The 22,494-nt window shown below is 54.8% G+C and carries 19 protein-coding genes and 1 pseudogene; 2 read left to right on the forward strand and 18 right to left on the reverse strand.

The window, feature by feature from the left end; genetic code table 11:
* Positions 1-111: 111 nt before the first annotated feature.
* From QJ48_RS35345 to QJ48_RS16810, 4 genes are all read right to left on the reverse strand, one after another.
* The gene (locus QJ48_RS35345) at positions 112-3,402 is read right to left on the reverse strand and encodes a discoidin domain-containing protein (RefSeq protein WP_063858104.1); all 3,291 of its coding nucleotides are present in this window, start codon (positions 3,400-3,402) and stop codon (positions 112-114) included.
* 226 nt (positions 3,403-3,628) lie between these two features.
* Positions 3,629-4,063 carry a DapH/DapD/GlmU-related protein gene (locus QJ48_RS16800; RefSeq protein ID WP_272948129.1) on the reverse strand — a complete coding sequence of 145 codons (435 nt, stop codon included), beginning with the start codon at positions 4,061-4,063 and terminating at the stop codon, positions 3,629-3,631.
* A gap of 299 nt (positions 4,064-4,362) precedes the next feature.
* Entirely contained in the window at positions 4,363-5,604 is a 1,242-nt protein-coding gene (locus tag QJ48_RS16805) for a DUF1501 domain-containing protein (RefSeq protein WP_054974704.1), read from the reverse strand.
* Between the two features lie 14 nt (positions 5,605-5,618).
* Positions 5,619-6,935, reverse strand: a complete 1,317-nt coding sequence (locus tag QJ48_RS16810) for a DUF1800 family protein (protein WP_054974705.1) — start codon at positions 6,933-6,935, stop codon at positions 5,619-5,621.
* Between the two features lie 217 nt (positions 6,936-7,152).
* Between QJ48_RS16810 and QJ48_RS16815 the strand changes: the two genes are divergently transcribed.
* Complete coding sequence (locus tag QJ48_RS16815) at positions 7,153-8,034, forward strand: AraC family transcriptional regulator (protein ID WP_237762942.1); 882 nt, start codon at positions 7,153-7,155, stop codon at positions 8,032-8,034.
* 25 nt (positions 8,035-8,059) lie between these two features.
* Here the strand turns inward: QJ48_RS16815 and QJ48_RS16820 are convergent, their stop codons facing one another.
* The 4 genes from QJ48_RS16820 to QJ48_RS16835 all read right to left on the reverse strand — a co-directional run bounded on the left by QJ48_RS16820 (position 8,060) and on the right by QJ48_RS16835 (position 11,883).
* The gene (locus tag QJ48_RS16820) at positions 8,060-9,133 is read right to left on the reverse strand and encodes a hypothetical protein (protein ID WP_237762943.1); all 1,074 of its coding nucleotides are present in this window, start codon (positions 9,131-9,133) and stop codon (positions 8,060-8,062) included.
* Positions 9,134-9,145: 12 nt separating this feature from the next.
* On the reverse strand, positions 9,146-10,129 hold the full coding sequence (locus QJ48_RS16825; RefSeq protein ID WP_054974707.1) for a Gfo/Idh/MocA family protein: 984 nt from the start codon (positions 10,127-10,129) through the stop codon (positions 9,146-9,148).
* 24 nt (positions 10,130-10,153) lie between these two features.
* The gene (locus QJ48_RS16830; RefSeq protein WP_054974708.1) at positions 10,154-11,131 is read right to left on the reverse strand and encodes a Gfo/Idh/MocA family protein; all 978 of its coding nucleotides are present in this window, start codon (positions 11,129-11,131) and stop codon (positions 10,154-10,156) included.
* A 158-nt stretch (positions 11,132-11,289) separates the two neighbouring features.
* On the reverse strand, positions 11,290-11,883 hold the full coding sequence (locus QJ48_RS16835; protein ID WP_054974709.1) for a TetR/AcrR family transcriptional regulator: 594 nt from the start codon (positions 11,881-11,883) through the stop codon (positions 11,290-11,292).
* A gap of 129 nt (positions 11,884-12,012) precedes the next feature.
* Between QJ48_RS16835 and QJ48_RS16840 the strand changes: the two genes are divergently transcribed.
* Complete coding sequence (locus QJ48_RS16840; protein ID WP_054974710.1) at positions 12,013-12,738, forward strand: MBL fold metallo-hydrolase; 726 nt, start codon at positions 12,013-12,015, stop codon at positions 12,736-12,738.
* Positions 12,739-12,909: 171 nt separating this feature from the next.
* On the opposite strand, the pseudogene QJ48_RS35960 reads toward QJ48_RS16840, so the two are convergent.
* The 10 genes and pseudogenes from QJ48_RS35960 to QJ48_RS16880 form a co-directional block, all read right to left on the reverse strand.
* Positions 12,910-13,237: pseudogene (locus QJ48_RS35960) on the reverse strand (transposase); the annotation flags it as partial.
* Positions 13,225-14,253, reverse strand: coding sequence for an erythromycin esterase family protein (locus QJ48_RS16845; protein ID WP_237762946.1), 1,029 nt, complete (start codon positions 14,251-14,253; stop codon positions 13,225-13,227). The pseudogene QJ48_RS35960 and the gene QJ48_RS16845, both read right to left, overlap by 13 nt.
* 22 nt (positions 14,254-14,275) lie before the next feature.
* Positions 14,276-14,653, reverse strand: a complete 378-nt coding sequence (locus QJ48_RS38745; protein WP_237762944.1) for a hypothetical protein — start codon at positions 14,651-14,653, stop codon at positions 14,276-14,278.
* Between the two features lie 430 nt (positions 14,654-15,083).
* Positions 15,084-16,508, reverse strand: coding sequence for a type I glutamate--ammonia ligase (gene glnA / locus QJ48_RS16850; RefSeq protein ID WP_054974711.1), 1,425 nt, complete (start codon positions 16,506-16,508; stop codon positions 15,084-15,086).
* 261 nt (positions 16,509-16,769) lie between these two features.
* Positions 16,770-17,816, reverse strand: a complete 1,047-nt coding sequence (gene aroF / locus QJ48_RS16855; RefSeq protein ID WP_054974712.1) for a 3-deoxy-7-phosphoheptulonate synthase — start codon at positions 17,814-17,816, stop codon at positions 16,770-16,772.
* A 127-nt stretch (positions 17,817-17,943) separates the two neighbouring features.
* A complete protein-coding gene (locus QJ48_RS16860) occupies positions 17,944-18,477 on the reverse strand; it encodes a DUF2062 domain-containing protein (RefSeq protein ID WP_054974713.1) in 534 nt (177 codons plus the stop codon).
* Between the two features lie 31 nt (positions 18,478-18,508).
* Positions 18,509-19,462, reverse strand: coding sequence for a 4-hydroxy-3-methylbut-2-enyl diphosphate reductase (locus QJ48_RS16865; protein WP_054974714.1), 954 nt, complete (start codon positions 19,460-19,462; stop codon positions 18,509-18,511).
* A 37-nt stretch (positions 19,463-19,499) separates the two neighbouring features.
* Positions 19,500-21,014 carry a cell wall metabolism sensor histidine kinase WalK gene (locus QJ48_RS16870; RefSeq protein ID WP_054974715.1) on the reverse strand — a complete coding sequence of 505 codons (1,515 nt, stop codon included), beginning with the start codon at positions 21,012-21,014 and terminating at the stop codon, positions 19,500-19,502.
* 1 nt (position 21,015) lies between these two features.
* On the reverse strand, positions 21,016-21,708 hold the full coding sequence (locus tag QJ48_RS16875) for a response regulator transcription factor (RefSeq protein WP_054974716.1): 693 nt from the start codon (positions 21,706-21,708) through the stop codon (positions 21,016-21,018).
* A gap of 115 nt (positions 21,709-21,823) precedes the next feature.
* Positions 21,824-22,494, reverse strand: a 671-nt coding sequence (locus QJ48_RS16880) for a S1C family serine protease (protein WP_157261656.1), incomplete at its 5' end; no start/stop codon positions are given.

Raw genomic sequence — 22,494 nt, forward strand, 5'->3', positions numbered from 1 at the left:
CCGCGGTCTTTTGGCTTGGACGATGCACTAGACCAGGCCGTCAAATCCGATGACAAAAAGGAGCTGATCCCAAGTCATTGCAGACCTTGAGGAACAGCCCCTGAAGGGTGGTTACTTATAAACATTGAACTCATGGATCGACCAGAAAACGCCGGCTTGCCCGGTTTGAACGATTCTCACATATCTCGCGGTTTGCGGCGGGAAGCGAACGGTCGTTACGATGCTGCCTGCACCGGAGGCTATAGGCGCCCCCCACCGTTCTCCGTCATTGGAAACGTACACCTCGTAGCCTCTGGGGAAGTCGAGCGCGGAGTTTCCGGCATCCAACACGATTCTGGAAAATGTTTTCCGGGCTCCCATATCCACTTGAAAACTTTCGCCGCCCGCCTGACGCGTTCCCGTATCCCAACGGGTGAACATCTTATTGTCAATAGCAAAAGGGTGATTCGCGCCGGTTCCCGAGCTCTTCCAGCCTTCCTTATCCAGCGAATCGCAAAATACGTAAAGATCGTCGACGCTCCACGGACTTCCGCCCGTATTGACGATTTTGATGTACCTCGCCTTTTGTTGAGGCATCGTTATGGTCGTGATTGGGCCGCCTGTGCCCGATTGAACAGGATTCCCCCAAGCCGCGCCATCCGTTGAGACGTACAAGCTGTAATGTTGCGGGTAAGCATTCGGCCCGCGGGAAGCGTCCAGCACGATTCGGTCAAACTTTTGCAGTTCCCCCATGTCTGCCACAATCGTTTGGGTTCCGGCGAATTCCAGGCTGTCGCTTTGCTCATGCAAGCCGGTCAACGCTTTTCGTCCGGCATTGACCCCCGAGATGGTCCAGCCCGTTCGGTCCAGCGAACTGCTGTACACATTCAACTCGTGCACGGACCAGAACGTGGGACCTCTGCCGGTTTGGACGACTTTTAGGTACCTGGCCGTCTGCGGATAAGCAAGCTCCATCGTTGTCGTAACGCTTCCCGCCCCTTGGGATACGGGTTCCGCCCAATTCCTTCCATCGCTCGAAACATACATTTCGTATTGGCGCGGATAGTCATGAGGGGAGGCTTCGGTGTCCAGCACCACTTTATCGAACGTCCGATTCGACTGCATATCGATAATGAAGTATTGTCCCTCTTCCTGAGGCGCTCCCGTATCAAACCGCGTCGCGGGCGAGCCGTCCAGCATCTCCTGTCCGCCTGGCTTCCCTGTCGAAGCCGTAACCGTCCAACCGCTTCGGTCCAAAAGCACCGAAGACGAAGGAATGATTTCCATAGGTCCGGAGCGTCCGCCGGCGCCATTCGTTCCGACAGCTTGAACGGCGTAATAATACACGGTATCGTTTTTCACCGTGATATCCTCGAAGGAATTGGCAGTCAGCCGGGCTGCGACAGCTTCGTAAGGTCCCTCCGGGGTTGTCGAACGAAGCACGTTGTAAGAAACGGCCCCTTCCGATTCCAGCCAAGTCAGCTCAACGCTTTTGTAGCCGACCGCTTGGTTTAACATGACGGGAGCTTCAGGAAGCGAGCTTCCTTTTTCCTCCAAAATATACTGCACCGATTCGCCGGGACCCAAATGGATCGACAAGCTTAAGGCGGGGTTCGCAGCTAGGCCGGTAACATAAGTTCTGGCGGCTTCGTATGTATCTCCGGCGCCGATGCGATCGCCTTCGTATACGGCTTGCTTGGGCATCACAATTCGCGCGCTGACGGTCTGCGGCGACGATTCGAAGTTGACGAAATTCAATAATATTTTGTTTGAGGTTGCGCCGCTTCCGGGGAGCGGCTTTAACGTCGACGTATCCACTGCCCTGACATACACTTTTTTTCCTTTGAGCGACTCGCGGTTGTTGAGCGTATAGGACAGCGGCTTTCCGTGCGTAGCGTAGGCGAGCGCGATTCTCCGCATCGTTTTCACACGGGAATCCTGCCCCTCGTCAACATAAAAAATTCCCGTCTTCGCGGGGTTATGCATCTTCATGCTGGAAAAGTCCGCCTTAAACAAGGAGTAATCCTGGAAAAACGCCGCATGCTGCGTGAAATAGTCGGCGAATCCGACGTGGGCTCTGGCATTGCGGTCAAACACGGCCGCTTTGCTGGCCGCTCCTTCTCCGACCACGGGGTCGGTCAAATCGTCCTTCGTGCCAAATTCGGTAGCGAACATCGGCTTCGCAAGGCCGCTGGCCCCGACGCCGACCGATTTGATATTTTCCACGAGACTGCCGCCCATGTTATTGGCATAAGAGGTCCCATAGGCATGGCCGTTCGTGAAGTCAGTCAAGTCTTCGACGGCTTTTCTTTGCTTCGGGTCCCGCTCCCATCCGGCGGGAATGCCGCGCTTATCATCGTAGGCCCATCCGGGAGACACGATTTTCAGATGCGGGGCGAGCGCAGCGCGATGATCCTTTAACCACCGGGCAACCGCGATATCGACATCTCGGGAACGGTTAAATAATCCCGGTTCGTTGTCGACCTCGTAGAACTGGATTTTCGAGCCGTAGCTTTTGAGATAGTCGGACAGGATGTTTTGCGCCTCCAATGGAAGACTTCCGTCCGGATTGAGCGTAATATTGCCGGTATAGAGATGAAGCGCAATCGCCCCGGTATTCAACTGGCGGAGCTTGTCCAAGTAGTCGGACATCGCCGAACAGGAATTGCCGACGTTCGAGGCGCAAACCGTTCGAACGTAGTTGCCGCTATAAGCGATTCCCAGCCATTTGAGAATATAAGGCAGGTGATTGACCGCACCTTGGTCGTAATAAGCCTGATTATTTTTCACATTCGTGCCGAGGTGAACGTACGAGCCGTGAATCGGCTCTGCAGCCGGCGCTTCCAGCGCTTCCAGCTTCATGTAATCCCATACCCACCACAAATAAGGATCTTCGTTGGCCGAACAGTACAGACACCGGCTGGCCTCCAGGGTAATCGTATTGTTCCCGGGCTGAAGCATCTCCTTCGGGATATACAATTCATAGACTTTACTGTAGGAGACGGCGCTCGTCGTCCCTCCTACCCCTGCAATTTGAATCATTCCGGCAAACATTTGATTGGAGTAAACAGCCAACTGCGGAACATATTTATGGGCATCCAAAATTTTAACGGAAAATTTAACACCGTTGGGAGGAATTTGGGCCAGTGGATAGGCCAGCGTCATGACGGGGTTTTGGCTGCGGTTCAAGCCTTTCGGTACGGCGCTCCAATCCGTTCTGCTCCGCCAGTCTTCCGGAACCGGAACTTCCTTGGCGCTGCCCGCTTGATAGCCGGCAAATTCGGCGCTGGATTGATCCGCCTTTCCTATCATCCATAAGACCGAGTCAGCCGCACGGGCGACACCGCTTTCATGGGGCCCGAGGTACCACAAAAACAGTGCAAAAAACAACAGGATCGGGAGTTTAATACGGTAAAAGTCCACCCCAAATTACCTCATTCCGATGTCATATTTTGTCGGTTTTCGCCTCCAATGGTTTCCATTTTACCATGTGGCTGGCAGCTGACAACATCCGACAATATGCATAGGAACAAGCTGTAAATGCATGACTTTACTCCTATCCGATCGTTTACAAACTGCGGCTTACAGCATAGAAACGTCGATAAAAAAATCCTCGGATTCTCCAAGTCCGGAAAATCCGAGGAAGGGATTACAAATGCCAATCGACATCGGTTTTAATGACTTTCGCCGGTACGCCGGCTACAAGTGAGCGCGGAGGCACATCGTGAGCGACAACGGAACCGGCGGCTACAATCGCGCCGTCGCCAATCGTAACGCCCTTCAAGATCGTGGCTTTGCAGCCGATCCAGACATGATCGCCGATGATGACCGGCTTCGTATTCGGTCGCCCGTCCATTATCGTATGGTAATCCGTGTCCATGATCGACACGTCCCAGGAGATGGCGCAATGACTGCCGACACGGATATGTTGCTTGCACATGAATTCGGTTCTCCGGTTGACAAACGTTTTGTCGCCAATTTCAACCGTCGCTCCGGCAGCATCCAGGTAAAAGCCGACCCCCGCATGCAGCAGCACATGATCGCCTATGACGAGATTCGTATTTTTTAATTCCGAGCGGTGCACCTTTCCGCATACCCTGAACATTTTCCCGCATTTTTGCACATGTCTGCGAAACAATAATCCTAGAAAAAGTCTGTAGGCATATCGTACATACTCGTAAAATGCCCGTTTTTGCTTGACATTCCCCATCGAATCAGTTCCCCGTGTTATAAAATTTGTTTTGCTGCATAATGATACTTTTTGTATATTATATTATATTTTTGTTCCAAATTGTAGAGTTAATTTCGCCACATCTTGGCAGCGCAAAAAAGGACCGGCTGCGTTCGTAGCGGTCCCTTGTTCCTATCCTGTGCCGGGCAAAGTTACACAAACCCGAGCCGTTCGTACGTTTTTCCGAGCGCGCCCGCCGCGTCGCCTTTGAGCCATTGGTCGATGACGGTGTAGTACACGGAGCGGAAATCGACCTGGTATTTTAGGTCGCCGTTATCGAGGTTCGTCAGACTCGGCATCACGCCATACAGTCCTCCCTTGATTTTGCCGCCGAGCACAAAGACGGGAGCTGCGGCTCCATGGTCCGTGCCTCCGTTGCCGTTCTCTTTCACCCGCCGTCCGAACTCCGAAAAAGCCATGGTCGCGACGCGATTCTCAAGACCTTGCGCCTCCAGGTCCTCATAGAAGGCGCCGAGCGCTTCGTCAAGCTGCTTCAGCAGCCTCGCATGCAGCTCTTTCTCCTGGACGTGATCGTCGAAGCCGCCGAGCTGCAAATAAAAGACGCGCGTGCCGGACTTGCCCGCGAGCATTTTGACGACAAGCTGAAGGTCTCTGGCTATCGCCGTCTTCGGATACTCCACCTTCGCCTGGTATCCGCCCCCCAGCTGATGCACCGCTTCGACGCTGTCATAAGCGTCCCGGCCACGCTCGCAGGTTACGCGGATGACGGTACCTTGCCGCTTCGGATCGTACATATCGAGGAACGCCTTGGCGAGCCGATTTTGCTCGGTCTTCGGCATTTTCGCGTCCAGGAACGAGTACGTCTCCAGCGACTGAATGACCGGCACATTGACCGTTTCCGCTTGAAACGCCAGCCCGCCGGCGGCACTGCCGATCTGCAGCGCCTTCAGCGGATTGCCGTTCCGGCTTAGCGACGCTGCCGCATACCGGCCGAGCCAGCCGGTGCGTCCCATCTTCTCCGGCTCCGCGGTCTGCCATATTTCCATCGAGCGGAAATGGGAACGGTCCGGCTTCGGGTAGCCGACGCCTTGGACGATCGCCAGCTTGCCTCTTTGGTACAAGGCGTGCAGCCGGGTCAGACTCGGATGCAGCCCGACCTGGTTGTCGATGGCCAGCACTTCGCTCTGCGTCAATCTCAGCGTTGGCCGCGCGTCGAAATAGCCGCCCACCCCATAGGGGATAAGCGTATTGAGCCCGTCGTTGCCGCCCGACAGCTGAATGACGACGAGCGCAGACGAATCGGAGTCGCCGTTATCCGTCTCTTGCGACCGGAGCGGCGAGCCGTTCTCGGCGAAGATCATCGGCCCCCCGAGTCCGAGCGTCGCCAGCAGGGCCGTGCCCTTGATTAGAAAGTCTCTTCTCGTCAGCTTCATCGGCGTCTACCCTCCTATTTCATCTGCGCTTCCGGACTGATCAGCACAAGCTGGAGCAGGCCGCGCATCCCGTTCGTCTTCTGGGCGGCATGGATGAACGTTTCATCCGCATAATTGGCCAGCACCGCAGCCGTCTGCTCTCCCAGCTCCCGGACCCCGACGTTCAGCCCGAACTGTTTCACCCATTGCTGGGGAGAGGCGGAAGCCTCCTGCATGTAGTCCTTCGCGCTAAAGTGGCCCTGGTTCAGCCGCTTGACGGCCGATTCCGCAAACTTGCAGCGCGCCAGCAGGTTGGCGGTCGTCAGCCAGGCCGTCCCGCCGCGCCAGCCGGCGACATTGGGCGGAAGGTAAAGCTCCTGCCCCATCTTGCGCAGCGCCTGCGCGTAGCCTCTGGCGACCGGCAGCTCCAACGCTTTGGCGATGCCGGCAACGTATTCCGCCGGCGACTTGACCAGACTCCCCCGCAGCTCCGGCGCGTAGAAGGCATCGGAGACAAATAGCGACCGCAGCGTGTCGCCGATGTGGAAGTTTTTCGCGAACACCGCCGCCAGCCCGGTCACCCACTCCTCCGACGGCTCGGCCGCCGCGAACCAAGTGAGCAGCTTTCGCGCCACCCAGCGCGGGAGCGCGTCCTGCTTGAACAGCACGTCCACGAAGCCATCCGCATCGAGAGGGCCGGTATGTCCGAGCACCGTCTTGCTGCCGCCGTCATGCTGCTTGGCGTTGAAGTTGACTTGGTCCGTCTTTTTATCATATCCCCATCCGGTCAGCGCGCGCGCCGCTTCCTTGACGTCCTCTTCCGTATAATTTCCGATCCCGAGGGTGAACAGCTCCATCGCCTCTCGGGCGTAGTTTTCGTTCGGCTTGCCCTTGCGGCTGTAATTCGTATCCAAATACACCATCATCGCCGGATCTTTGCCGATCTCCCGCACCAGATCGCGAAAGCTGCCAAGCGCGTGACTGCGCAGCAGCTCGTTTTGCCGCACAATTAACGGCATCTCTCTAACCTTCTGGTACGAGGTGGTGAAATGGCCGTGCCAGAACAGCGTCATTTTTTCGATTAAAGGAGCTTGCGTGTTGATCATCCGGTACAGCCAATAGGTCTGCTGATCGATGATCGGCTCTTTGTCCAGCGCTTTGCCGTCGGCGGTGATCCGCTCGATCGGCTCCGGCGAGAACGCTCGGCCTGTCAACGACTCCCCGGCGACGAGCCGCCGCACGGTTTCCTCCTTCCCGAGCTGAAGCGCCGCATTCACTTCCTCCCTCCCGGGAAAAAACGTCGCCCGGTTGAGCAAATGCGCCGCTTCCTTTTCCGTCCATTGTGTACTCATCCGCAGCACCGCCCTGCATGTCTTTATTCCTAATATATTGTTATTATATAGGACAAATGTTACAAAAGTATTTGCCTGATCATTCCAAATGAAAAAAAGAGCAAACAAAAAAACGCTTCAAATCGAAGCGTCCGTTCGGTACAATATAATGAAGTTTCGAATCCGCTTCAACTTCAAAGCGACTGTCGGATTCGGCTGCAGCCAAGAGGTGATTCGCATGCGCTCTGATCTGATCATACGGGAACTGCCCATTGTCAAACAAGTGTTTCCTTATAAAGTACTGCCGCAAAAAAGTCCTTCCCAGTTTTATTCCCATTATCACGACGACGTGTTCGAGATTCTTCTGGTGCAGCAGGGGAGCGCCGAATTCCGTATTGGCGGGCAACGGCTGACGGCCGTGCCCGGCGATATTTTCCTGATCAACGAGGGAGAAATTCACGAAGGCGGCACGCTGGACGACGAGGCGGAATACTGCGCGTTTCTGTTCGATCGGACCCGGATCGTTCATTCGCACGTCGCCCATTCGGATTACGCCGCCTCCTTGACCGAGCCGTTGTCCGTACCGGTGCATCTGAGCCCCGCCGACGAGCATTACGAATCCATCGCGGCCCTGCTTCGACGCATTGCGGACGAGTATGACCGCAAGGAAACCGGCTTCGAGGTCGTCATCCAATCGTACATCACCGTGCTGATTACCGTACTGACCCGTCTCTACGCAAGCCCCGGCCGCAGCGATCAAGGAGAGGCCGCAGGCAAACGCAAGCTGGAGAAGCTGAAGGAAGTGCTCACTTTCGTCGAAACGCATTACCGGGAAAAATTAACGATCGAACGCGCCGCGCAAGTGGCCAACATGAGCAATCATCACTTTTGCCGCGTGTTCCGCGCAGCCGTCGGGAGAACGTTCATGGAATATGTCCACCTGCTGCGCATTAACAAAGCGGAAGAGCTCATCCGCGATACAGACTGGTCCATGACGACGATCGCTGAGGAAGTTGGCATTTGCGATGTGAATTATTTCGGGAGGCTATTTCGCAAATACAAGCGCTGCAGTCCGGCCCAGCTCCGCAAAAACCGTTACGCCGGTCAGCCGCCGGGTTGACCGGCCGGAGCCTTCCAGCCGTTTATCACGATAAACGAAACTGCTCCAAGCCGGTGATATAGGCGGGAATTCGCTCCTCCACCGCAGCTTGGTCGCCATAGCGCAGCACCGTTTCCTCCGTCATCTCGTGCTCCAACAGCCCGATATGGTCGCAGGTCAGGTCCAGCAGCATCAGAAATTGTTCTACGCGCAGTGCGTAGAGCATCTCGGGATCGCCCTGCGCATACCCTTCGAGAAACCCGTCGGCGAACGCCCGGAGCAAAGGCTGGTACCGGTCGAACCGGTGACGCTCATACCGCGGAGAGCGGTGAAACGACGGAAACAACGTATTGAAATTGTTCAACACGTTGCCGGCAAACGCGAGACCGTCATAGATGACCGGCACCGGATCGATCAAGCGGACTTCCGTTTCGCAGATAATGAGGTTTTCCGGCGATACGTCCCGGTTCGTCAAGCTTAACCCGGGCGTACGCCGCAAGCGGAACGGGACGATTTCGTCCAGCATTCGCTTCACGCCCGCGGCTTCGCTGCCATATCCCGCACGCTCCAGCCGTTCCCACGACTCCAGGTAACCCTCGGTATCCTCTACCCAATACACGCGAAAATCCTGCTGATGATCGCCGGCAAGGTTTCCGTCCTTCCAGTCCAGAAACCCGAACCCTTCCAGTTCGACGCTCGTCCGGTCCATGTGCCGGAAAAATCGTCCGCACTGCGCTCCCCACCGGGCCGCTTCGGCTTCGTCCGCTGCCGCGAGCGACATGACGGGCCCGCTGTAGGTTTCGATCGTAAAGCTCAGCTCCGGACTGATGTAGTATGTATAATACGGAGGGCAGATGCCTTCGCTCACCCCGTTCGCCAGCCGGTAATACAATCCTCGGCCGCCATATTCGGCCTTCAGCTCCCGTTCGTTATACACAAACGGCTTCCCGTATGAAAAAAGCTTCGGAAACCGCGCCACCAAAGGCCCGGTTTCCGTCGTAGAAATCAGGTAAGCTTCGTGCCATGCGCCTTCCGCCAAATACGAGACCTGCAGCCCGTTTTTTCCGAGCCCGGCCAGCTCAAGCGCAGCTTCGATTCTTGCCTTGATTTTCGCTTCCAATGCAGCTCCTCCTTACAGCCGGACTGGCTGCCCTTGCGCTGCGGACTCGTAGGCGGCAAGGGCAACAGCCGCGGCCTTCATCCCGTCTTCGCCCGTAATCGGGACCGACGTGCCGTGGATTAGCGCCTCGACGAACGATCGAACCAAATACTCGTCCATATTGTCGCCCCAATAGCTCCACTCCCCTTTGCCCGCCTGAACGCTATACACATCGTTCTTTTGGGCAAACGCATCGACGGAGAGCACTCCGCGCGTGCCGACGATTTCCATCGTCACATCCCCCCAGGTCGGGAAGCTCCGGTTGCGCGACCAGCTCGGGTCCAGAACGGCAAAAACGCCGTTATCGAATTTGACGTGCACCATGCCGGCGTCGTCAATATCCTGCTCCTGAAACACCGTCGTCGCATAGGCATATACTTCCTGCACTTCCGCGCCGAGAAACCAATGCATCAAGTCCATGACATGCACCGTATGGTCCAGCACCGCACCACCGCCGGACAGCGCCTTATCGGCGAACCATCCGCCCGGAAAGCTGCCGCGGTTCGTGCCTTTGATCGCCACGATCTCGCCGATCTCGCCTCGCTCGACCGCTTGCTTCGCTTGCACGACCGCAGGCAAATAGCGGCATGGAAAAGCGGTCATCAGCTGCACGCCGTTTTCCTTGCAGGCCGCGATCATCTCTTCCATCTCCCGCTTGGAGACGCCAAGCGGCTTCTCGCACAGGACGTGCTTCCCGGCTTGCGCCGCAGCGATGGTCAGCTCCGCATGCCGGACATTCTCCGAGCAGATGACGACGGCATCGATATCCTTCGAGAGCAGCTCCCGATAATCTTCAAAATATGGGATACCGTGCTTCTCCGCCACGGCCTCCACGCGGGATTTCACTTCGTCTGCAATTCCTGCCACTTCGACCTCGGGCATGGCAACGAGCGAGTTCAAGTAGCTGAACGCATGACCATGCGCGAAGCTGATCATTCCTATTTTTATTTTGTTCATCGTAGCGTTCCTCCTCACGTGGAATTAGAGATGCACGGCAGTGCCCGTTTTGGCCGATTTAATGGCGGCAAGCGCAATTTCAACCGCCTTGTACGCATCGGCCGGCGTCACGATCGACTCGCGGTTTTCGCGGATGCACCGGACAAAATGGCGCAGCTCGTAATAATACGGATCGTGATAGCCCGGGCTGCCCGGCACTTCCACGGCGGCAGGGCCGTCCTGGCCCTCGGATACCCGGACCATTTGCAGCGACTGCGCCTCCAGGCTGCTGTTGCGCACGATTCCATCCCGCCCGGCGATTTCCGCCTTCGTATGGAACGGTCCGGGATACCCCCAGAACGCTTCCAGATTGGCGACGGCCCCTTGCTCGAACACGAGCGTCGCCAGCGCATAATCCATCTCTTGATCGCGCCGGTTAAGCGCATACACCGATTTCACTTCGCCGAGCGCCCAGCGCATAAAATCGATATCGTGAACCATCAGGTCGAGGATCACGCCGCCGCTTTGCTCGAAATTGCCGAACCATTCTTTCACCTTCGCCGGATGGCTGCCGGACCGTTTCGCGTGCGCTACCCCGAGCTTGCCCAATTCCCCGGCCTCGACCTTCCGTTTGATATCGGCATACTCCGGGAAGAAGCGGACGACATGGCCGACGAACAAACGGACACCCGCCTGCTCGCAAGCGCGGATCATCTCCGCCGCATCCTCCAGCGTCAGAGCCATCGGCTTCTCGCACACGACGTGCGCGCCAAGCGCCGCTGTCTTCACCGTGTATTCTTTATGTAAATAAGTAGGCAGCGCAATGCTGACCAGATCGGGCTTAATGGCGGACATCATTTCTTCATAGGAAGCAAAAGCGCGGCAATTCGTTTCATTCGCCAACCGCTCGGCCAGATGAACCTCGATATCGCATACTCCGACCAGCTCAACTTCAGGCATGGACGCATAATGGATAGCGTGAATCCGCCCCATTCCCCCGCAACCAACTACGACGACTTTCATGAGTAACCCTCCTTGACGGTATTCCGAAGCTGTTCGGATGCTTCCGATTATAACCTACGGGAAGCGTGCCGTCTCGGCATGGAATTGCTCATTTTTAGCACGATATTGATCGTTTCTCTCAAAACAGCTGTACAGAGATCATGAAGTCCGCTTCTCTTTTATATTTTTTGATAAGTCGAAATGACGAGCTTGATCTGCTGAATCACGAACCCGATGTGCTTGTTGTTCCGAGTTAACCGGCTTGCCATGACCCCGCCTTCTAACGAAGAAACGACAAATGAAGCGAAGGCTTCCGTATCAAGAGCTGAGGACAGCTCCCCAGTGGTGACCCCCTCGTTTAATATGCTTTGAATAAACGCAGTGAATTTACCATGCGCAGCTACCGCTTTCTCTCTGAGCGGGAGGTATCCATCATCTGCCTCCACCGCAGTGTTAAGCAAGGGACAGCCACCCTCAATCGGAGGATGGTTGACAGGATCTTCGTAAACCGTGCATACCGCCATGACCTTGTCGATCGCCGTCTCCGCCTTTTCGGTAGCCTTCAAGAATTTCTCAATCAGAATCCGCGAGGCATAATCGAACGCTTCGAGCGCGATTTCGTCTTTCCCGGAAAATGTCCGATACACGCCGCCTTTGGTCAATCCGGTGACTTGTATGATGTCTTGTATCGAAGAGCCGGCGTACCCTTTTCGATTAAACAGCTCGGCTGATTTTTCAATAATATGCTGGCGTGTCTTTTCGCCCTTGCGCATGAAAGCAGCCCCCCGTAAACGGTATAATAATTGTATTCATTTTAACATTTCTCTCGCATATTCGAGAAATATTTGTTATCCTATAAAAAACCGAACCGTTCGGTATTTTTTATGAGGGGTGACTCGCTTATGAAGAAAGTTAAAATTATCCGCATTCCCATTCTTCCGATGCACATGGTGAACGCCCATTTGCTGCTTGGACCGGACGGTTGCGTCTTGGTCGATGCCGGTATACCGGGATCCGAGCGAAAAATAGGAAGAGCTCTCGCGAAAGAGAAGCTGACCTTCAAGGACATCAAGCTCATCATCATCACCCATGCGCATGTCGACCATGCCGGCAGTGCGGCAAGATTGAGGGAACTTACGGGAGCTCCTATACTCGCCCATGAGGGCGACGCCAAGCATTACAGCAGGGAGGAGGAGATGACGTTCTGCCCGACGGGACGGTTTGCCCGTCTGTTCTACAAAACGGGTTTCATACTTCAGCCTTATGAGGGATTTACACCGGATTTGTTGGTATCCGGAAAACAGGCCATCGATTTGCGGAGTTTTGGCGTACCTGGCACGGTTACCCATACGCCTGGGCATACATCGGGATCTATTTCGGTTGAACTGGAGTCAAAAGATGCTATGGTGGGTGATCTTTTGGCCTCGGGTATTCTGCTCGGCGGCATCATGAGGAAAAACCACGCCATACGACCGCCTTTCGAAGACGATCCACATCAGGTAGCCGAGGAGCTTCTGCGTTTAATCTCATCCGGCCATCGCACATTTTATTTGGGTCACGGCGGCCCGCTGGGGGTGAATGAAGTTCGCCGCCATGCCGAATATCTGAAAGGTCTACCGGCCGTTTAACCAAAAAGGCTGAGCATCAGAGCCCCTATCTCTGAACTCAATACAACAGCAGCAGCCTATCTTGAAAATATCTCTCGATGGAAGACCTGAAAAGACAATACGAAACTGACCCTTGGACCGACAAAAAACGGCCAGGGCGATCAGCAGTGTATTACCAAAAAACAGCGACAATCAGGAGGCAGCCGCATTAACGGTGACCGAAACGCCTAATGACTCCAGCTTCCTTATGGACTGTCTGATGATCACTTCGCGTTTTCGTTTTCCGGCGCTTTCGTTCTGACCTGGACACAGCCCCGCCCAAGAACATAAGTGGGCAGCGGATGGATACGGATCCATATTCGTACCAATTTCGGCCAATATGGTCTCTTCTGTCCGTCTCGCCACGCCGGGGATCGTGTCTAGCAGTTCCAGGTCTTCCTCCGCCTTCGTCTAACCGGCCAATTTCTTCGTCCAAATAATCGATGTGCCGGAGCTGAGCGCCCAGCATCAGTTTCTGATAGGCTTCGTTCTTATATACGTCGGCGGGTGAACCTTGTCGATCAGCAGCAAACCGTCGAATTGTTCCCGCGGAATCATGCTTTCCGGCAACATCCCCCAATCGAGCGAGATGCGAGGCTGGAACATCCACGAGGTGCCCTTCTTGTTCTTCCAATATTTCAAATCGACAAACGTATACGGATATCCGGCTTGCTTCAAAATGTGTTCCATGCTGCCGGGCTCGTGCGTACCGATCTTGTACGTTTGTGCCATATTGTTGGCTGCCTCGCCTTCATACATGTACAGGCCGATCGCATAGCTTTGCTTCTTCAGCCTGTCAGGCATGAGCTCGCCCATCAGCTTCACTCCGGAGTACGGAGAGTTCATGGCCTGCGAATTGTTTTTGCGGATGTGGTCGTTATGGCCCCAGACGATGATTTTCTTGTTCGGATATATATGATCTGCGAGCCAAGTCAAGTTGTCTGCCATCATTTCGTCGCGAATGCGCATCGTTTGCAGAAAAGGTTCGTAATCCCCTTGCTCCGTAGCGGTGTTGCTGCGAATGACGACCTCCGTGTACTCCTTCACGACACGAATCCGGTCGTCCATGACCCGCTGCGTCATTTCGATCAAGTGCTTGTTTTTCGGATACTGCGCTTGCAGCTCGGCCGCATGGTTCCCCAGAAAAGCTTTCATGTCTTCGTAGGTTTTGAACAGTTGAGGCTTCGCTTGGGCATAAGCGGCGGCATCCTTACTATCGCTCCAGTCGGCAAGCTCCTCCTCGGCCTTGACAAACGCATCGGCCAGCCCGGCATCCTTCGTTCCGATCCATTCCTTCATAAACGAAGCGTAAGGGAATTGAACCTGCATATCAAAGCCGCTGACCGCAAGCGGACGCTCCGTACCCGCGCTTTGCTTGATATAGTCGAATAAAGGCAGCGTCTCCTTGCTCCACCATACCCCAAAGATCGCATCCTTCATCAGTTCTTCCGGCGTACGGGACTCGACGCGGGCATAGGCGCCTGCCGCATTCCCCATCCCCGATTCAAAGGCGATCACATCAAAGCCGAGCTCCTCGTGCAAATATTGAATCAGCCTGGTTTTCACCTGATTGTACTCCGCGACGCCGTGGGAATTCCCCTAAATAGACGATCCGCTTATCCATCAAAAGCGGCTTTAGAAAGGATAAATCTTTAAATTTCTCTTTCTCAATCGAACCGTTCGATACCGTTTCCGGCTCAATCGATTCGAGCGCATACGCATGGGACTTCATCCAGTTCCCCCATGCGAGATGATAGTCTTCTACCGAGCCCTTAAGCGGAGCTTTCGCTTCCGTCGCTTCCTTGACTTCGGCAAACGCTGCCTGAGGAATCAAGCAGGTCGCTGCCACCGCCGCAATAACGGCTTGCTTCACTGTCCATTTCAGCTTGTGCATCATTCGTTCTCCTTTTGTCCGGTACGTTGGTGTAGAAACCGCCATTCGCCTTATGCGGTCACTCGGCTTCCATCCTATCAACCACAGGTTAAATTCGGAGAACGATTTCGTTTAAATTTTGGTTAAAACCGATGCATCCAAGCAAAAAAGAAGCTCCCTGCTTGGAGCAAGGAGCATGTTCAGACGGAACTATAGAGGTGTACGAGGGGGTGGGGTATCCACTTCCGACAGCTCTTGTCCTCGGAAAATTTGATTGAAGCCGCTTAGTAGCGGACATTTCCCGAAGACAAAGGCGGCCGCTATCGCTTCTCCAGTGGATACCCCACCTCCGTTTGCATCTCTATTTTTGTAAAAGCCCACTTTCTCAACGCACAGAAGCTCCCTGCTTGAGGCAAGGAGCTTCTGCGTTTGAATCTATGCATGAGGCCGAGGCTTACAGATCGAAGTACAAGGAGTACTCGTGCGGATGAATGCGGATCGATACCGCTTTGGCTTCATCGCGCTTCAGCGCAACGTAGTTGTCGATGAAGTCTTTGGAGAATACGCCGCCTTCGGTCAGGAACTCGTAGTCCGCTTCCAGAGCGTCGAGCGCTTCGTCCAGCGTACCCGGTACGCTGCGGATCTCTTTCTTCTCTTCTTCCGGCAGCTCGTAGATGTTCTTGTCGAGCGGGCCGTAGCCGAGTGCGCTCGGATCGATTTTTTTCTTGATGCCGTCCAGACCGGCGAGCAGCATCGCTGCGAAGGCCAGGTACGGGTTAGCAGTGGAATCCGGCGTACGGAACTCGATGCGGCAGCCTTTCGGCGTTACGGCAGCAACCGGAATACGAACGGCTGCGGAACGGTTGCCCTTGGAGAACACGAGGTTAACCGGCGCTTCGTAGCCAGGAACCAGACGCTTGAACGAGTTCGTGCTCGGGTTGGTCAAAGCGATCAATGCCGGAGCATGGTACAGAATACCGCCGATGTAGTGCAGCGCCATTTCGCTCAGGTTGGCATAGCCGCCTTTTTCATAGAACAGCGGAGTGTCGCCGTTGAAGATCGATTGGTGAACGTGCATCCCGCTGCCGTTGTCGCCAAACAGCGGCTTCGGCATGAAGGTCGCCACTTTGCCGTATTGACGGGCGGTGTTTTGCACGATGTATTTGTATTTCATCAGGTTGTCGGCTGTTTTGGTTAGCGTGTCGAAACGGAAGTTGATCTCGCCTTGGCCTGCGGTAGCCACCTCATGGTGATGGCGCTCGATGCGGAGGCCGGATTCGATCAGCAGTCGGCACATTTCACTGCGGATGTCTTGCTGCGTATCCGTCGGACCAACCGGCACATAGCCGCCTTTATGGCCGACTTTGAAGCCCAGATTGCCGCCTTCTTCCTTGCGGTTTGTGTTCCAGTGCGCTTCTTCGGAATCTACAAAGTACGAAGAAGAGTTTTGCTTGCTTTCGAAGCGAACTTCATCGAAGATGAAAAATTCGGATTCCGGTGCGAAGAACGCAGTCGTACCTACGCCGGACGTTTGCAAATATTCTTCAGCCTTCTGGGCGATGCTGCGCGGATCGCGCTCGTAACGTTCGCCGTCAGGCGTATGGATGTTGCTCATGATAACCAGCGTCGGATGAGCGGTGAACGGATCAATGTAGCTGGTCTCCGTGTCCGGCATCATGACCATGTCGGACTCTTCAATGCCTCTGAAACCGGGGATGGAAGAACCGTCGAACGCTACGCCGTTCACGAAAGTTTCTTCTTCTACCTCGGATGCCGGTAAAGAAATGTGATGTGCTCTGCCGTTCAGATCGACAAAACGGAAATCTACCCACTCGATGCCTTTTTCCTTGATGGTGTTTAATACGTTTTGTACTGACATTGACTCGCCAACCTCCTAATTTCCGAACATTTTCATCATTTTGTTCGCTCATTGTTCAAGTTTTCGTTGATCATGGACTTATTATAAATCGACATCGCAATAATCGTCAATACTTATGTCAGGTATTTTTTACGAGAGTGTAAGGTATGCTTACACAGGGTCGATTTTTGTCACAAATTGGACAAGAAGAAGGCTTGATTTCCTGAAAAACAGGAGAACCAAGCCTTTTCCGAAAAGGAACCTACCTTAAAAACACGATCATTACCGCGCCAGAACCGCTTCTTTCTTCGTATCGAACCGTTTTCCGCACAGCGGCGCCAATTGCTCCAAATCTAACATGAGTTTGGCGAATTGGTCCGGGAACAGCGATTGCACACCGTCTCCGGTCATCGAGTTGTCGGGGTCCGTGTGCATTTCGACAATCAGACCATTTGCACCGGCGGCGATGGAAGCTTTGCACATCGGCTCTACCAGTTCGCGGCGTCCCGTGCCGTGGCTCGGGTCGGAAATGACCGGCAAATGGCTGAGCGTCTGCAGCGCCGGAATGGCCGCCAGGTCGAGCGTATTTCTCGTGTAAGGTTCGAATGTTCGGATTCCGCGTTCGCAGAGCATGACGTTCGGATTGCCTCCCGCCAAAATGTATTCCGCCGCATTCAAAAATTCGTCGTACGTCGAACTGAATCCGCGCTTGAGGAGCACCGGCGTTTGAATCGTGCCAAGCTTCCGGAGCAGATCGAAATTCTGCATGTTCCGGGTGCCGACCTGCAAAATATCGGCGTACTCGGCGCACACGTCGACGTACTCTGGCGTCATCACTTCCGTGATGGTCAGCAGTCCGTGCTTTTTGCCGGCTTCCGCCATCATTACCAGTCCCTCAACGCCGACGCCCTGGAAGCTGTAAGGGCCGGTTCTCGGCTTGAAGGCGCCGCCGCGCAGCACCTGGGCGCCGGAGGCTTTGACCAAGCGGGCGATTTCGTCGATTTGCTCCGGCGACTCGACCGCGCAAGGTCCGCCCATAATGACCAGTTCGTCGCCGCCGATCGATACGTCGCCGATTCGGATCACCGTATTGTCCGGGTGAAAATCGCGGCTTGCGAGTTTATACGATTTGGAGATTTTGACGACCTGCTCTACGCCGGACAACTGGCGAAGCTGCTCGGCCAGTGCCGGGCTCGCTTTGCCGATAATGCCGACGACCGTGCGGTCTACGCCTTTGGACACATGAGCCGCTACCTCGTGCTTCTCGATATGATGAACGATTTCGGCAATGCGCTCTTCGGTAATTTTGTTGGATAAAATAACGATCATGACAATCCACGCTCCTCAAGGACATGTTCATACTTAGACGCTTCGACGCTTATACGCTTTTAAGTGTTAAAGTAACTATACAACGAGGAGCCGCTCCTCGTCAAGAACGAAGCGAAAGATTATTTCTTCAGCCTTCGGACCCCGAGGAGAGCAGCACCTGCTCCTTGCGCCTTCTCCGCTTTTCCTTGCGCTTGCCGTCATACCATTCCAGCAGCCATTTGATCGGATAAAAGGCGATAAGCCCCAAGACGGCCCCGTCGATGACCCCGCCGACAAACAGCTTCAAGTTGAATTTGATAAACGTATCGAGCCAATCCGGCAGCACGGACAATAAATGCCCCTTGATGCCGCGCGGAAGCACCCAGCCTCCCACTTGCCGGTTCAGGAAGGACATCGGGATGTAGATCACTTTGCCGAATACGAATCCGATCAAAGCCGCGGCCATGCTGGCCCGGAATACGTAGACCAACGGAAAGATCAGAAAAAAAGCAAGCCCCGCCGTAGGCAGGGTAAACATTTCTACAAACAGACCGACGGAGAAGCCAAGTGCGACGATGACCGGCCCTCCTTTGACTCTTGTCAGCTGCAAATACTTGTATTTAAACCAACGGCCAACATTACGAAGTTGAAAAGGTTTTTTGCTAGTTGTCGTTTTGCCCATGACTGTACGTCCCTTTCCTTCCGTGAGCAGCCTACTCCGCGCTTGCTTTTTGCTTGGCGACCGGGATTAAGCGGTCCATATTGACCGTGCGCCGCAGCTCCCAAGTCGCGGGATCGGCAGCATCGTATTGTTCCAGATACGCGATGACTTCCTTGGTGATCGGCGTGGGCGTCGAAGCCCCGGAGGTGACGCCTACGCGGCGCACCGGCTTCAGCCACTCGGGGTTCAGCTCGGAAAGATCGGCGATGCGGTACGCCTTGACTCCCGCGATCTCCTCGGACACTTGCGCAAGACGGTTCGAGTTGTTGCTTCGCGGGTCGCCGACGACGATGACGAGATCGGCCTCCTTCGCCTGCTCCGCGACCGCTTCCTGCCTGACTTGGGTGGCAAGGCAAATCTCGTTATGAATTTCCGCTTGCGGGAACTTTTCCAGCAACCGGTTCATAATGTGCTTGATATCCCACTGGCTCATCGTCGTCTGGTTCGTAATCAGGATACGCTCCGACGCAACGTCAAGCTTGTCGATTTCTTCCGTATTCTCGATCAGATGCACGCGATCCGGCGCGACGCCCACGGCGCCTTCCGGCTCGGGATGGCCTTTCTTGCCGATATAAATGATCGTATAGCCCTCGGCCGTCTTCTCGCGGATCAAATCGTGCGTCTTCGTCACGTCGGGGCACGTCGCGTCCACGACGGTCAAGCCCTTGTCGCGTGCTTTGCGGCGAACCTCGGGAGATACCCCGTGGGCGGTGAAAATCACCGTGCCCTTGTCCACCTGCTCCAAAATTTCCAGACGGTTCGGACCGTCGAGCGTAATGACGCCTTCTTTTTCAAAATAGTCGGTGACATGCGCATTGTGCACGATCATGCCTAAAATATATATGGGTCTCGGCAGATCCAAATTTTTGGCGGTCTGCATCGCCAGCGCCATCGCGTCGACGACGCCGTAGCAATAGCCGCGGGGTGATATTTTGATAACGTCCATGCTGCACCTGCCTGTCGAATTTTCACTTATTCTTTCATTATACCTGATTCTTCGGGCGGAGGGAATTATCCTCGGCTTGCGGCGTTCGTCTGCTTAGTTCCGCTGCGATCGGGAACCAGATGATGAAGGTCGTTCCCTCGTCTTTCCGCGTCTTGACCTCGACGGAACCCTTATGCTCGTCGATAATCCATTTGGCGATGGACAGGCCCAGCCCCGTTCCGGACTTGCGGCCCCGCGACGGGTCCGCCCGGTAGAACCGCTCGAAAATATGCGGAATCTCGGATTTGTCCATCCCGATGCCCGTATCCTCGATCCGGATGCCGATCTGTCCGCCGTGCCGCATCGTATCGAGCCGGACATAGCCCTGCTCGGTATACTTGAACGCATTTTCGAGGAAAATGAACAGCAGCTGTCTTAAATAATCTTCGTTGCCGTAGACGTATACGCCCTCGGCCGCCTTCGTCTGTCCGACGATCCATTTAGCCGTTTTCGGCAGCAGCTGCGCTTTCCGCGCGATCTCATCGAGCAGCGGCTGCAGCTCGACTTCGTCCTTGGTCATCTGGAACCCGGCGTCGGCGCGAGCCAGCGACAGCAGGTCGTTCACGAGCCGCGACATGCGCTCCGCTTCGCCGGAAATATCGTGCATCGCCTCCAACGTCAGCTCCATCTTCGCATGGTCCTGCTCTCCGGTGGTGAGCGCCGTTTGCTTCCACATTTTTTCCAGAAGTTCCATATTGCCGCGTATCGTCGTCAGAGGGGTGCGCAGCTCGTGCGACGCATCCGACACGAACCGGCGCTGCGCGCCGTAAGCCTCTTCCAGCTCGGTATAAGCGTTCTGCAGCCGTCCGAGCATGCCGTTAATCGTCTGCGTCAGCTCGCCGATCTCATCGTTCGGGCCGGTGTATTCGATCCGCTTGTCGAGGTCCACCCCTTTTTCGATCCGGTTCGTGGCCGCAATGACCTGCTCGATCGGCCGAAGCGCCTTGCGCGCAAGAAACCAGCCGACTGAAGCGGCGATCAGCACGCTGATCAGCCCGATCACCGTCAAAATGAGACGCAGGAGCGCCAGCAAGCTCTCATACTGCTCAATCGAGTAAGCGGCCTGCATAATCCCCAATACGTTGCCGGTGTACTGCTGAACGAGAGGCACATAATATACCATGAACGAGTAGCCCTGGATACTCATCCTCTCGAACTGACACTGTCCGTTCAGTATGCATTTGACCTTATCCTCGGACATATTGGGAATTTTGATCCCTGTCTGTTCGGAGTCGGGCAACTCGATGACCTGCCACGTACTCAAACTTGTCACTTGGTAAAAGACGTTGTTCGTTTTCGGCAAGTCGCGAATGTTCGGAATGAGAACGAACTCCCCGTTTACGATCTGAGGCTTGATGCGGGAGGCTACGCCCCCTGCTTGCTGTTGGATTTCGGTCTTTAGATTATCGTAGTAAATATAATGCAAAAACAAGTAAAGTCCCAGCCCCAGCAGCAGCAGGGTTGCGGATAATATCGCCGTATACCAAAGGGTCAGGCGCAAGCGGATGGACATGTCAGCCTTCCCCTCTCAGCACATAACCGGCGCCGCGAACGGTTTGAATCATCCGTTTGTGCCCATGCTCCTCCGTTTTTTGGCGTAAAAGAGCGATATAAACCTCCAGCACGTTCGATTCACCGCTGTAATCGTAGCCCCAAATTTTTTCCATAATTACGTCCCGCGAAAGCACCCTTCTCGGATTCTGCAAAAACAGATGCAGCAGCTCGAATTCCTTGGTCGTCAGCTCGATGAGCTGCCCGCCGCGGTATACCTCGCGCGTATCCAGATCCATAAAGATATCCTGGTACTGCAGCTTGTTGGAAGACTGCTCCGTTTTGTCCGCCGCTTTGCGGCGCAGCAGAACGCGCACCCGGGCAAGCAGCTCCTCCAGTGCAAACGGCTTCACAAGATAGTCGTCCGCGCCCAGATCAAGCCCCTTCACCCGGTCGGACACTTCGTCCTTGGCCGTCAGCATGAGCACCGGCACGTCCGAGCCGCCTTCGCGGATACGGCGCACGACCTCCCAGCCGTCGAGCTGCGGCATCATCACATCCAGGACGACCGTATCCGGCTCGTTCTCAAGAATTTGCTTTAACCCGTCCATCCCGTGGTTCGCCGTAAATACGGTGTATCCTTCGAACGCCAAGCTCCGGCGCAGCATGGAAGTAATTTTCTCATCGTCGTCTATCACTAGTATTTTCTCTCTCATAAAATCGTATCCACCCGCCCTTCCTATTTCCATTGTACCAAAATAATGAGGATTGCAAAAAAAAGAAGCGGAGCTTTCGCTTGTCGTCCGCTCTACTTCTTTTTTCTTTATGGCATTACTGTTGCTTCTGCGGGTCGATCGTGTTGCGGTCGCCGATCGTAATGTCAATGTTCTGCTTCTTGCCGTCACGCATGATGCCAAGCGTTACTTTATCGCCAGCCTTCAATTTCTTGATGGCTGCGACGACCTCTTCGGAAGTTTTCATCTTGGTGCCGTTGACTTCGGTGATCACATCGTAAGGACGGATACCTGCTTTGAAGGCCGGGCTTTTGCGCTCGACTTCGGCAACGATCGCACCTTCCGTATTTTCAAGCTTGAGCTCCGAGATCCAATCCTTATCGATATTTTGCATTTGCACGCCGATATACGGAATCGGCTCTTTCGGAATTTTCACGTTGTTTTTCAGGTTATCCAGCACCGCAGATATCGTGCTTGTCGGAATTGCGAAGCCAATACCTTGCGCTTGCGCGCTGACGGCCGTATTGATGCCGATGACCTCGCCGTTCAGATTCAGCAGCGGACCGCCGGAGTTCCCCGGGTTAATCGAAGCGTCCGTTTGCAGCAAATGCTTGTATTGGCGCGTTCCGTTCTTATCCGGGATATCGATCGGACGCTCTTTGGCGCTCAGCACCCCAACGGTTACCGTATGATCAAATCCGTACGGGTTCCCGATGGCCACGACCCAATCGCCCACGCTCAAGCTGTCTGCACTGCCGATCGGCAGTG

Origin of the sequence: Paenibacillus sp. A3, from assembly GCF_001399685.1 — a bacterium.
Lineage (GTDB): Bacteria > Bacillota > Bacilli > Paenibacillales > NBRC-103111 > Paenibacillus_G.